Source organism: Chlorobiota bacterium, assembly GCA_016710285.1.
In the GTDB taxonomy this organism is placed as follows: Bacteria; Bacteroidota; Ignavibacteria; order OLB7; family OLB7; genus OLB7.
In genome coordinates this window covers 3,890,871-3,904,056 of the sequence record JADJXR010000001.1, presented here as the reverse complement: position 1 = coordinate 3,904,056, position 13,186 = coordinate 3,890,871, and the positions used below count along the sequence as shown (strand labels likewise).

Below are 13,186 nucleotides of genomic sequence, written 5' to 3'. Positions count from 1 at the left end.
TCCTCCTTTTACACGGACAAGAACCGATGAACGCACGAACCATACCAGCATTTCTCCTCCTTCTTGGCATTGCCCTTCTGCTGCCGCTGCTTCCCGCTTCGGCACAGATTGGCACGGCTGATGGAATGGTGAGTAGCCAGCAAGGAACGGAGTACTTCGTCTCGTTCCCGCAAAACGGCGATGAGCAGCGGAAGCCATCCCCACGGTTTTTGGGGCTGTGGATCACCTCCCAGGTCCCAACCACCGGAACCATCGAAATTCCAAATGGCCAAACCGACTGGACGGTGAAATCCTTCACCACCAAGCCCGGCGAGCTTACCATGATCGAGCTTCCGGCTTCGCTGGAGCAGATCATCAGCGAAGAAATTGTTCGCGGCGGGGTGCGCATCCTTTCGCGGGATCCGATCTCCGTCTATGCCTACCACTCCCGTTATCTTTCGGCTGCGGCCTATCCGGCGGTTCCGGTTAATCTGTGGGGGCGGCGGTACCTTCCTCTCTCGCTTCCGGCTGCCGATGGGGCCTATAACTCCGCCCGCACCAGCCAAATCCAGATTGTTGCCGCCTTCGATGGAACCCTTGTCACCATCCGCCCAAGCGTCCGGTTATACACCAAAGCTGCTGGCGAGGAAGTCCAAGTTGTGCTGAAAAAAGGGGAGACGTATCTGTTCCAAGCCTTCAAAGATCAAAGCGTTGAAGGGAATGGCGATTTAAGCGGGACGGAGATCACCTCCAATTTCCCAATCGGCGTGGTGACTGGCCACGTGCGTGCGCCAATCACTGTTTCCGGCAGCTTTAACTCGGTGCAAGATTACGCCAGCCACCAAGCGGCAATGATCCTGCCCGATTCCCTGTGGGGTCAGGAATACTACTCTGCGCCGATGAATGGAGTTGGCCGCTTCCGTGCGATTGCTTCCTCCTACAACACCCAAATCACCGTCACGTGGTGCAAGCCGGATGGATCGGTTGATCGCCAGGAAACGGTGACGCTGAACCGTGGCGAGCTGTTCGACACTCGCGGCACAGCGATCAATGGAGCCAGCTACTGGAGCGCGACCCGGCCAATTCTGGTGATGCAACATCAAACGGGTGGGGGCTACTCCAACCCGTTGGCCAACGCCCCGGCAATGGTTCCGCTAACCGCAGCCGACCAGTTCACCACCCAGGCAACGATTGCTGCGCCGGCCGAGCTTCGTGGCGAGCGATTCCAGCAAGCGCAGCTAACGGTGCTGGCCAAAGGAAATGGGGGGAACCCGTTCGGCGATCTTCAGCTTGATGGTGTGGCGATTGGCAGCATGGCGGGCATCACCCCCCGCCGAATTGGCCAAACGCCATGCTGGTACGCCACGATTCCGGTGGCTTCCGGGGGGCATCTGCTATCAGCCGTTAATGGAGTCACCTTCACCGGAACGCTCCGCTCCGGCTCCGCCAGCGATGGCCTAACCTACACGATCCCCACGTGGGTTCCGCAAGTTGGCCCCGACACCGACGCGCCATTTGTGAAGGATCAAGCATCCGGCACAAAAGGTGAATTCCAGCTTGACATCAGCGACCGCACGCAAGGATATTTCAGCGGAGTGAACGATGTCCGGCTGCTGAATAGTCCGGGTTGGAAGCGCGTTCAATACTCCGCGCCGCTAACCATGGACGACGACGCAACCGCATTCTTCAAATCCACCAGCGACCCCAGCGGGCCGTTGAGCATCCAGATGTGCGATAACGTCGGGAACTGCAAGGTGATAGAGCTTCCAGGCGTTTGCTTCAAGACCGCAAGCCTTGACCGCAACGCCGTGGCAATTGAAACTTCGCAGGGGAAATCGGCCACCGAAAGGCTGAATGTTTCCTCCAATATCTGCGGCGATGAAGCTCACGTTGAATTCCTTGGCTTTGTTGGCGGCGATGCCGGCCAGTACCTTGCCGCGTCGCTGAATGGCGGTGGCGCAACCACGGCAACAATTGCGGCAAACAGGGCAATCCCGCTGGCAATCACCGTTGTGGGAAATCCCAGCAAAGGGAACTACTCCACCACGCTGCGGCTGAAAGCCGACGACTCAACGTTGGCGATTCCCATTACGCTGGAGGTTTCCGGTCCATCGGGCGTTGATTTTGCGGAGGCTTCGGAACAGCAGCGCGTGGTGTTGGCCCCGAATCCGTTTACCACCAGCACCTTCTTGCTTGCCGACCGCCCGCTTGGGAGCAACGCCACGTTGATGGTGAGCGATCATCTTGGCCGCCTGATTCGCAGCTTCCAACCGGACCAGCTTGCTGGAAAAACCAGAGTTGAGTGGGACGGAACCAGCAACGATGGCTCCCCAAGCGCAAGCGGAATGTACCTTCTGACCATCAACGACGGACGTTCCCGAACGGTCCGAAGCGTTCTGCTGCTTCGCTAACAATCCCCACTATGTGACTTCCCGCACCAGCGGAAGTTGGCACGGTAGATCAACGAGCAAGGCCCTGATATTCAGGGCCTTGTTCGTTGATAGAACCTACGTGGAAATTTAAGAGTGAACAGCCCCGCTGAGTTATCCCTTGTTGGCTTGTTGTATCTTCCGCCGTTTTTCAACTGACCATCAACACAAAGAATGTTGCTTATGGAACCGCTTCGCGCATTGATTGTGGACGATGAAACCCTGGGCCGCGAGACCCTGAAGCAATTCCTGGGCCGGTATTGCCCAGAAGAAATCCAAGTGGTTGCGATGGCTGCCTCGGCCGAGGAGGCCCGTTGGGGGGTAAGCCAGCACGAGCCAGACGTGGTGTTTCTCGATGTGGAAATGCCCCGCGAAAATGGCTTCGATTTCCTCCGTTCCATTCCCGAGCGTGAGTTTGCCGTGGTGTTCGTCACCGCCTACGACCACTACGCGCTTCGTGCAATCCGCGCCAGCGCAACCGATTATTTGCTGAAGCCGATTGACATTGACGAGCTGCAAGAGGCCGTGCGGAAATTGGTGGAGCAGCAGAACGCCCGCGCCGCCCGCCAGGCCGGATACAACGCCCGGCTTCGCGCCGTGCTGGAGAACACCAGCGATAATCGCCAAAAACTTGCCCGCCTGATTGTCCCCTCGCTCCACGGATTTAGCGTGATTGCAGTGGACGACATCCTCCACTGCAAAGCCGAAAACAACTACACCAGCATCCACCTGCGCACCGGCGAAAACGTGCTGGCCTGCAAGCCATTGAAGGAATATGATGAGCTTCTGGATGGTTCGGAATTCTTCCGGGTTCATAAATCATTCTTGGTGAACCTTCAGCACGTGCGGGGCTTTGTGCGAAGCGACTTGGGAGGGGGAACGGTGATGCTGACCGGAGGAATCTCCGTGGAGGTTTCCCGCCGCAGGAAGGATCAGCTTATTCAGAAGCTGCAAGAGTTTGGATTGTCGGCGTAGAAATTCAATAGAGAAACCCCATCATCCGTGCCAACCAAAAACACCATGCCCGGCACACGACGGTATCACTTTGATGATGCGGAGGAAGCCGAACACCGCCGCCAGATTGAGGAGTTACTGGAGCGTGCCCACGCCGCCGACACACTCCCCGAGGCGATCCCACTCCTTACCGAAGCCGCCGCAATTGCAACCGCCCATGCCGATCTTCTGGCCCGCGCACTTTGCCACGCTGCTGCGGCTCGGGTCCTCCATTCCCACGGGCGCACCGGCGATGCCTTGCAGGAAGCGGAGGCCGAAATTGCCCTGCGCCGCCAGCTTCCGAACCCAATCTTGCTGGCGCGTGCTATCCATTTTTTGGGGGAGTGCCATGCCGACACAGGGGATTTCGAAGCCGCGCTTCGCCAGCACCTTACCGCGCTCCGCATTTTCACCGAGGCGAACGACCAACCAGAGCTTGCGAAACTCTACAACGACATCGGCGTGGTGTATCACAAGCTGGTTGAGTACCCGCAAGCCTTGAAATATTACTGGCTATCGCACGGGATTGCCCAGCAGATTGGCGATGCCGAAGCCACCGGCCGCGCGTTGGGGAACATCGGAATTGTGCAGGCGCGATTGCAGCAGTTCGACCAAGCGTTGGAAACCTACCAGCAGGCCCTGCAGCTGCGCGCCAGCGTGAACGATGACCGCGGGGTTGCCGTTGTGCTGGGAAGCATCGGCAATGTTTATGCGATGCAAGGGGAGGCCAATACCGCGCTAGAGTTCTACGGGCGTTCGCTTGCCAAGCGTGACCCTGAAAAGGATCAGCGCGGCGTTGCAATCTTGCAGCGGAACATTGCCGCAATGCTGCGGCACTTGGGGCGGCTTCAGGAAGCGGTGGAGCATTGCGCCATTGCAATCCAGCTTGCCGAATCGCTCAACTCCCGCGATCTCCTCTCCCAATTCCACGAAGAGTTTGCCCTGATCTACGAAGCCATGGGGGATTTCCAGCAGGCACTGAACCACCACAAACATTACGCCGAGCATTATTCCGCCATGCTGAACATCGGCACGCAACGCTCGGTGGCGGAGCTACAAGCGAAGTACGACGTGGAACGCGCCACTGCCGAGCGCGAGCAGTTCCGGCGGCGGATGTTGGAGTGGGAACACACGGCGTTCCGCGCACAGGTGAACCCGCACTTTCTGTTCAACGCGTTGAACTCGATCCAGTACTTTCTGGTAAGCCACGACAGCGAGAGCGCGAACCGGTACTTAAGCCGTTTTGCCCGGTTGATGCGATTGGCGTTGGAGAACAGCCGGAGCGCGTTGATTTCGTTGAAGAGTGAGTTGGAGTGTGTTGGGTTATACATGGCGTTGGAGCAATTGCGATTTGGGGAGCGGTTGGGATACTCGGTGGAGGTATCGGAGGAGATAGATGAGGAGGAGGTGCAGGTTCCTCCGATGATCGTGCAGCCATATTTGGAGAACGCGATCTGGCACGGATTGCTCCCGCGTGACTCCGGCGGAAGCATCCTGCTTCGCGTGGCAATGGGGGGGGAGGAAGGGGATAGCGTGCTGTTTGTGATTGACGATAACGGCGTTGGGCGCGCAGCTTCCGGCAAGGGGGCAAAGGAACGGAACGCGCCGGAAGCAAAGGCGCACCGCTCCAGCGGGATGAAGATGATTGAGGAGCGATTAGAGCTGATCCAACAAGCAACCAACAGGCCCTGCCGGGTCAGCATTGCCGATAAATACGACCAGGAGGGAAACCCGCTGGGAACCCGTGTGGAAATCCAAATCCCCTCCACGCTCACGTTAGACCGCATAACCAACTACTCACCGTAGCAACCCGATGGAAGGATCATCAACCAAAGGATCATCAACCGCCAGGGGCGACCAGAGCAAGCCGCAGGGGAAGCCGCAGGCATCGCACCCGCTTCCGGTGTTTTACAGCAAGCAGGCCGGGGCATTGGCGCGGCTATTCCGGCAGCAGGGCGGTTTGGATGAAGCCAGCTTGGCAACGGTCGCCACCATTCGCGAACGCTCGCGGATGCGCGGGGACCAGCTTGCCGTTGCCGAAACGCACCGCTGCGCGGGGCTGATCCATTCGCGCAATGGCAAGCTGACCACCGCCGTTGCCGAGTTCCAAAAAGCGGTGGAGTTGATGGAGCCGCTGGAAAACCAAACCCCACGTACCCATGCCGTGCGGGAGCTTGGGGTTGCGCTGATGAACTTGGGGAACTACGCTTCGGCATTGCAGCAACTGCTGCGGGCGTTGGAGCTTCGGCAGCAGCATGGCGGCGAGGAGCTTCTAAGAATCTACAACGACCTGGGGGTAATCCACCACAAAATGCATGAGTACGAGCGGGCCTTGCAGTTCTACCGCCTTGCCCATGCCGAGGCCGAGCGGGGAAGCGACTTGCAGCGTGTTGCCGGGGTGCTGGGAAATATCGCCGCGATTTACAGCCGCCTGGAGCGGTACGACGAAGCCCTTTCCACCCACCAACAAGCCCTAACGATTCGGCAGGAGCTGCGGGACCAGTTGGGGATTGCCCAATCGTTTGGCAACATGGGGGTCCTGTATGCCTTGCAAGGGGATGGCGAAACCGCATTGGATTTCTACATGAGGTCGCTGGAGCTTCGCGAGAAATTGGGGGAGAAGCTCGGCACCGCAACGATCCTTCGGAACATCGGCTCGGTCCACCGTGGAAATGGGGATTACCCGTTGGCGTTGGAGTATTGCAACCGCGCAATTCACATTGCCCAGCAGGCCGAGGCCGGCGATTTACTCTATCAATTCCACCAAGAAATCTCCCTGATCTACGAAGCCATGGAGGATTTCCAGCAGGCACTGGAGCATCACAAAAAATTTGTGGAATACTACTCCGCAACGCTCAACAGCGAGAAACGAAGGGCCGTGGCGGAGCTACAAGCGAAGTACGACGTGGAACGCGCCACCGCCGAGCGCGAGCAGTTCCGGCGGCGGATGTTGGAATGGGAACACACAGCGTTCCGCGCACAGGTGAACCCGCACTTTCTGTTCAACGCGTTGAACTCGATCCAGTACTTTCTGGTAAGTCACGACAGCGAGAGCGCGAACCGGTACTTAAGCCGCTTTGCCCGGTTGATGCGATTGGCGTTGGAGAACAGCCGGAGCGCGTTGATTTCGTTGAAGAGTGAGTTGGAGTGCGTAGGGTTATACATGGCGTTGGAGCAGTTGCGATTTGGGGAGCGGTTGGGATATTCGGTGGAGGTATCGGAGGAGATAGATGAGGAGGAGGTGCAGGTTCCTCCGATGATCGTGCAGCCATATTTGGAGAATGCGATCTGGCACGGATTGCTCCCGCGTGACTCCGGTGGGGACGTGGCAATCAAGGTGGAGCGGCGCGGCGGCGACGCAATCGCACTGACGATTACCGACAACGGCATTGGAAGGGAGCAGGCCAAGCAGCAGAAACAGCGGGGCGACGGAAACAACGAACGCCACCGCTCCAGCGGGATGAAGATGATCGAGGAACGGCTGGAGCTTCTGCAGCAAACCACCGGCCAGCAATGCAGCGTGCGGATTATTGACCGCTACGCCCCCGATGCTTCCCCCGCCGGAACCCAAGTGGAGATCATCATCCCAACAACGCTGACGCTGCAGGAAGAGTAGAAAAAATCTCCCCTCCATTCTTACACACTGTCTCCCACTCTGGTCCCCGTGCTACCATAATTTCGCGGCATGGAAGTTGTCCAGCGTATCGTCACATTTGGGCGGATGATCAAGTTCAGCCACAGCGTTTTCGCGCTGCCGTTTGCGCTTGTCAGCGGGCTGATTGCATGGGCCACGCAGCCCGTCACCATCACCCCGGTGGACATCCTGCTGCTGCTTGTCTGCATGGTAAGCGCGCGCACCGCCGCCATGGGCTTCAATCGCCTTGCCGACCGCGACATTGACGCGGTGAACCCACGCACCCACAACCGCGAAATCCCCGCCGGCAAAATCTCCGTGAAGGAAGCACGGCTGTTCACGGCAGTTGCGGTTGCGGTGTTCGTTGCCGCATCGTTCGGGGTGAACACGTTGTGCGGCTTCCTTTCAATCCCCCTTCTTGGATTGCTTCTTGGATACTCCCTCACCAAGCGTTTCACCCTTGCCGTTCATTTCATTCTTGGGCTTTGCTTGGGGGCTGCCCCGGTGGGCGTCTGGTTCTCCCTGACCGGCGCGTTTGCCTGGCCGCCAATCCTTCTGTGCATCGGGGTCGCGCTTTGGACCGCCGGTTTCGACATCTACTATTCCTGCCAGGACGAAGCGTTCGACCGCGCAAACAATCTTCAATCTATCCCGGCCCGGCTTGGCGCAATGCCTGCTATCCGCTTGGTTCGCGTTGTTCATGCGGCGGCGGTGGCGTGCTTTGTGATGTTCGGCGTTACGGCTGGGGTGGGGGCGTTGTTTTACGTTGGCATTGCCGGGGTTGCGGCGATTCTGGCGTGGGAAGCGTGGCTTCTTCGCAACGGAGACCTCACAAAAATTGACCTTGCGTTCTTCAATTTGAACGGTTACGTCAGCGTCCTGTTCGCCGTTGCTGTGCTGGTGGATGTGCTGCTGAGGTAGATGCGGAAATCGGCGGCGGCGCAACGCAGCCACCCACAACTCTTGGAAACGACCATTTATGAAATCCATTCTTTTCTCCGCAACAGCCACCCCGCTGCAGATTGCTGCGGTCCGGCGCGCGTTGGTTTCGGCCGGGGCCGCCGGGGTGACGGTGCTTGAGGGGGACCGCACCATGTTCATCGTCAGCGACCCCTCGGACGATGTCCACCTTGACGACTACCGCGCCTTTCCGGGGGTGGATGGTGTGCAGCAGGCCAGCGACAAAAACGAGCGCGTGGCCCATGCCGCCCCCGCCATGAACCTTGAGTCCGGCGTGGAAGGGCTTACAGTGATTGCCGGCCCCTGCGGAATCGAGACGGAGGAGCAGATTGCCACGGTCTATGAGTATCTGGCCAACGAAGGGCTGCGGTTTGTGCGGGGCGGAGCCTACAAGCCGCGCACCTCGCCCCACGATTTCCAGGGGAAAGGGAAGAACGGATTGGCCATTGCCAGCGACGTTGCCCGCGATTACGGGCTGCAGTTGGTCAGCGAAGTTGTGGACCCGCGTGATGTTGAGTTCGCCGCCCAGCACGTTGCCATGATCCAGATTGGAACCCGCTCGATGCAAAATTTTCCACTGCTGAAGGAAGCTGGCGCAAGCCGCCTTCCGGTCCTGCTGAAGCGGGGAATGTCGGCCACGGTGGAGGAATGGATTGGCGCTGGCGAACATCTTCTGGTTGCCGGCGCGCCGGTGGTGGTGTTTTGCGAACGTGGGATCCGCACCTTCGAGTCAATCACCCGCAACACGTTGGATGTGCTTGGCGCGGCGGCCCTGAAGGAGCGGACGAAGATGCCGGTAATCGTTGACCCAAGCCATGCCGCTGGCCGCCGCAGCCTTGTGGTCCAGGGCGCGCTTGCCGGAATTGCTGCGGGGCTGGATGGAATGATTGTGGAGGTCCACAACGACCCCGCTTCGGCACGCAGCGACGCTTCGCAGGCCCTCCTTCTTTCCGATTTTTCCCGCCTGCTTCGCCTAACCCGCAACATCCGCGAAGCCCTTATCATTGATTCCTACAGCCTGTGACCACAACCACCGAGCTACGCCTTGCCTACAGCCCCGATGCCGACGATGCGTTCATGTTCCGCGCAGCAATCGAAGGGCTGATTGATACCGAAGGGCTGCGATTCCTTCCCGTCACCAGCGACACCCAGCAGCTGAACGATATGGCCGACCGTGGCCAGGTTGATATCTCGGCAGTGTCCGTTGCGGCCTATCCTTACTTTGCCGACCGCTTTGTGATGTTCGGCCATGGCGGCTCGGTTGGGGTTGGATATGGCCCGGTGATTGTTGCCCAGCAGCCGTTCCCGCTGGACGCGCTCGATTCCAAACTGATTGCCACCCCGGGGGCGCGAACCACCGCCCACCTTATCACCCGCCTGATTGCCCCAAACGCCCGCATGACCACGGTCCCAATCACCCCGTACGAGGCGATCTTCGAGGCAGTAACCGCTTGCGGGGTTGGCGCGGGAATCATCATCCACGAGGGGCGGCTGACCTACCAGCAGCACGGCCTTCATAAAATTGTTGACCTGGGAGAATGGTGGATGGGCCAGACCGGGCTGCCGTTGCCGTTGGGGGCAAACGTGATTCGCCGCGCAGTGGGGGCTGGGGTGATTGAGCGGGCAAGCCGCGTGCTGCAACGCTCCATCCGTTGGGCGCTGGACCACCGCAGCCAGATGATCGAATTCCTTATCACCCACATCCACCGCCCCGATGAGGTTGCCACGCCGGAGCTGCTGGATCGCTATCTGGCCATGTACGCCAACGAAGAAACCCACCAGTACTCCCCCGAATCGCGCCGCGCCGTTCAAGAAATTTTTGACCGAGGATTCCAAGCCGGATTGCTCCCGATGCAAGCCGTGGCGGAGTTCGTGTGATGAAAAGAGGTAGCGGCCCCGACCTCCGTCGGGATTGATAACAGGTCTTTAGCCTGCCGAGTGGGGGATGACGCCGAAGGCTAAAGACCTTCGGCTACCGGTGTGAGTGATGGAGCCGAAGGCTGAACCATCACATCAGAATCCGCCAGCGGTAAAACCCGAGGAAGTAGGGGTTCCCCTCAATCGGATGCCAGCGGGGATTGGGATGCTGGCGAAGCTGCCCCAGCGAAAGTTTCTTGACGATGCCGGGGTTGGTTCCATCCGGCCCGGTGTGGTAGATGGTCATCCCGTTTCCCAGCCATACCATCGTGTGGTAGGGCCAATCGCTTTCGGTGTCGTTCAGGTAGAAAAGCACATCGCCTGGAAGCGCGTCGGAAGCAGCACGCCCAACGAACGCCAGCGAATTATCCTTCAATCGCGCAGCTTCGGCGAACTCCGAAAACTCCGCCAGCACCCCGCGTTGCTGATGCTGCGTTGGCGCGGCGGATGCCTGCCGAACAATCCCTTCCTCACGCCGCCCGGCGCGGAACACCTTGGTCCCCACAAACGGCACGTTCGGGTAGTTGTATTTCCGCACATCGGGAATGGAGGGGTCGCGAAGGTAGCGGCGGCTGGCAAGCCAGGCGTTGTCGTGGCGTTTCAGTGCCTCGCGGTAGCAGTAGCGAAGCAGCCCGGCGCAGTCGCGGTCGTGCCAGCGGTCGTCAAGGTGGGTTAGCTGCCCGGCGGCAATCATGGTGAACCAGCGGCGGAACGACTCGCGGTCGCTTTGGCTGGAAAGGTCCATCACGTCGGGGTAGCCGTTGCGGTTCGCGTCGGCAAGGGAGGGGGTAAGATGGAGTTTGGCTTCGATTGGTGCCGGCACGCCGTAGATGTTTACCCGCACCACAACATCCCCCGTTTGGAACTGCGCCACCAGCCGGTACCGCAGCGAATCCCCCATCGGTATCACTTTCACCAACTCCTTCCCCTCAACAATCTTCACCGTTGGCGCGTGCGGAAGCACCCCAACATTCAGCGAATTCCCGAATCGCGAGATCAGCCGGATTTCCAACATTGCCGACGAAGCTCCATCGGCATTCAGGACCGGCGGGGTGATGGTGACGTCGTAATCGTGGACGCTGGCATCCAGTTTTTGGTAGCCCCAGATTCCCGCCACCACCGCTATCGCGCCGGCAATTAATCCAATCAGTGCCCGTTTTGTGGCTGCCGTTGTTGAACTCATCGTTGCTCCATGGGGGAAGGTGTCAGCTGCAAAAAAATGGAGTTACCGTTTGGCCACTAACCGTGCTTGGCCAACGCGCAACCCATCCTCCGTTTTGAACTTCCATTCCAGCCGTTGGTACAGCGAAAGCGCGTTGCTTAGCGGGTTCAGCCGTTCGGCAATCTCCTCCGGGGCGTAGCGGTCGGTGCGGAGCAAGTGCCCGCGCAGATAGGCCGCAGCATTCACCGCGAACGAGTCAACGGCGATCTGCCCAACGATGTACTCACCCTGGGCAGCCGCGCCGGACCAGGTGCGCGCAAACACCGGAGCCGCACGTTGCAGAAGGTCCGGAGTGGTGGAAACCAACAGGATGCGGCCATCAATCACCGCAAAACTTGGCTGAAATTTCCGGGCAAGAAGAAGGCTGTCGTCCGTCACCGTGTCGCGGGCAAGGAACAGGCGGTTCTTGCCCGCGCCCAGCGGCTCCTGGCGATAGCTCAGCGAGGTGATTCGGCCAAAGAAGATGCCAAGCGTGGAGTCGAACCGGGCCGGGGCGTTGCGCAGCGGCACGGCAATCAGGGTGTTGAATCCGGTGTTGGAGTAGTTGAATTGCTCGCGCAGATAATCCAACCCAAAATATCCCACGGCTGCGGTCCCGCTTAGGTAGGGGATAATCTGCTTGCCAACGTTGATGTTGCTAAGGCGTGCCAGCGAGTCGAGCGGATTTTTCCCGACCGAGCGAACATCCACAATGTATTTCCAGAGTTTCTCGCTTGTTTCCCCGCTGACCATCGCGCTTCCAATTGCCCCGGGGACTTGGCCCATTGCCGCAAACGTTCCCGATTCCGACGCTGGTTCGTTGATCGGTTTCCCAAGCGCCCGGGCCACGATTGCAAGCCGCCGCGCCGATTGCCGGTCCGTGCCGATCATGTCGAAATAGCGGGTTGGATTGAACCACGCAAACATCACATCCCGTTCCCCAGACTGGTCCACCGCAAGGTAGTGCTGGTTGAACAGGGGGTCGTTTCCCAACGAGGCGGTGCGGTCGTTGCCGAAGGTGCGTAACGCCCGCGAGATCAGCGCGGAGTCGGTGGCCACAACGAAGTATCCTTCCGGAGTGGCGTATGCCAGCGACTTCCCGGTTTTGCGGTTCATCACCGAACTCACCGTCACCCCCGCAACGTCCCACCGCTTCACTCCAAAATCTCCACCAAGTGCCTCGAATATCTTCATCATCGTCTCGGCCACGGTGACGTTCTTATCCTTGAAGGCTGCGATCAGGTAATCGTTGCCGTAGCGGCCAAGCAGAAGGTTGTCGCGGAACATCATCTCCGGCGAGAAATATTGGCCCATGAATCCGAACTCATCGGTAAGCCGATTGCGGAGCGCGGAGATGGTCCGAAGAATCGGCAACGCCCAGACATCGCCAGGGACGGGGGAGCCATCCAGCGTTTTCACGAATTTCGATTCGCCGAAATGCTCAATCACATCGTCGGCATTGGGGAGGGCAACAAAGTAATCGGGATCGCGAGGGAAGAAGCAGGTGATTTCGGAAGATTTGCTCAGCGAGTAATCGGCGGCGTTGCGGCTTTGCTCGTTGAAGCTGGCCACCAGATCGGCATCGGCAACCGAAAGCAGAAGGCTGGTCATCCGGTATCCGCCCAGCGGGATGTGGGCGGCGGGGTCGGCATCAAGGGCTTTGTAGAGTGAGTCGAGCCAGGCCTTCGATTTTGGCGTTCCAAGTTTGGTTGCCGTGGCGATTGCCACCTCGAACTGGTCCGGAGTAAGCCGCGATTGGTTGCGGCGCAGCACCGCCAACACCCCTTCTTTGTCGGGGAGTTCCCGAAGTTTATACAGGGCAACTTCGCGCACGGCATCGGACTCGCCGGAGCCAATCAGATCGCCAAGCGTTTTCAGTTTGCGGGGATCGTTCAGCGTGGCGTAGTCGGCACCGGCGCGTGCGCGTGCAGCGGCCTCGAACCGCGACATCCAGCTTGCCCCCTCAACGACGGGGCTGGTGTCATCGGGGTCGAAATCCACCACAATATAGAGGGCCAGCAGCGAGGCACTGCCAAGCAGCACACCGAAGAAAATCAGAAGAAAGCGACGCAT

Annotated in this window: 9 protein-coding genes; 7 read left to right on the top strand and 2 right to left on the bottom strand. The window is 59.3% G+C overall.

Annotation, left to right across the window (positions count from 1 at the left end; all coding sequences use genetic code 11):
• Window positions 1-26 precede the first annotated feature (26 nt).
• The 7 genes from IPM61_14580 to IPM61_14550 all read left to right on the top strand — a co-directional run bounded on the left by IPM61_14580 (window position 27) and on the right by IPM61_14550 (window position 9,873).
• Window positions 27-2,390: a T9SS type A sorting domain-containing protein gene (locus IPM61_14580; GenBank protein ID MBK8912541.1), complete on the top strand. Its 2,364-nt coding sequence runs from the start codon at window positions 27-29 to the stop codon at window positions 2,388-2,390.
• A gap of 201 nt (window positions 2,391-2,591) precedes the next feature.
• Window positions 2,592-3,383: a response regulator transcription factor gene (locus tag IPM61_14575; protein ID MBK8912540.1), complete on the top strand. Its 792-nt coding sequence runs from the start codon at window positions 2,592-2,594 to the stop codon at window positions 3,381-3,383.
• A 27-nt stretch (window positions 3,384-3,410) separates the two neighbouring features.
• Window positions 3,411-5,207, top strand: a complete 1,797-nt coding sequence (locus IPM61_14570; GenBank protein MBK8912539.1) for a tetratricopeptide repeat protein — start codon at window positions 3,411-3,413, stop codon at window positions 5,205-5,207.
• A 7-nt stretch (window positions 5,208-5,214) separates the two neighbouring features.
• Window positions 5,215-7,017 carry a tetratricopeptide repeat protein gene (locus IPM61_14565; protein ID MBK8912538.1) on the top strand — a complete coding sequence of 601 codons (1,803 nt, stop codon included), beginning with the start codon at window positions 5,215-5,217 and terminating at the stop codon, window positions 7,015-7,017.
• A gap of 69 nt (window positions 7,018-7,086) precedes the next feature.
• A complete protein-coding gene (locus IPM61_14560) occupies window positions 7,087-7,956 on the top strand; it encodes a UbiA family prenyltransferase (GenBank protein MBK8912537.1) in 870 nt (289 codons plus the stop codon).
• Between the two features lie 58 nt (window positions 7,957-8,014).
• Window positions 8,015-9,019 carry a 3-deoxy-7-phosphoheptulonate synthase gene (gene aroF, locus IPM61_14555; GenBank protein ID MBK8912536.1) on the top strand — a complete coding sequence of 335 codons (1,005 nt, stop codon included), beginning with the start codon at window positions 8,015-8,017 and terminating at the stop codon, window positions 9,017-9,019.
• Window positions 9,016-9,873 (top strand): ABC transporter substrate-binding protein, encoded by an 858-nt coding sequence (locus IPM61_14550; GenBank protein ID MBK8912535.1) that lies wholly within the window; start codon window positions 9,016-9,018, stop codon window positions 9,871-9,873. Before aroF ends, IPM61_14550 begins: the two co-directional genes overlap by 4 nt.
• Window positions 9,874-10,003: 130 nt before the next feature.
• Here IPM61_14550 and IPM61_14545 read toward each other — a convergent pair whose 3' ends face one another.
• Window positions 10,004-11,095: a DUF1175 family protein gene (locus IPM61_14545; GenBank protein MBK8912534.1), complete on the bottom strand. Its 1,092-nt coding sequence runs from the start codon at window positions 11,093-11,095 to the stop codon at window positions 10,004-10,006.
• Window positions 11,096-11,137: 42 nt separating this feature from the next.
• Window positions 11,138-13,186, bottom strand: a complete 2,049-nt coding sequence (locus IPM61_14540) for a hypothetical protein (protein MBK8912533.1) — start codon at window positions 13,184-13,186, stop codon at window positions 11,138-11,140.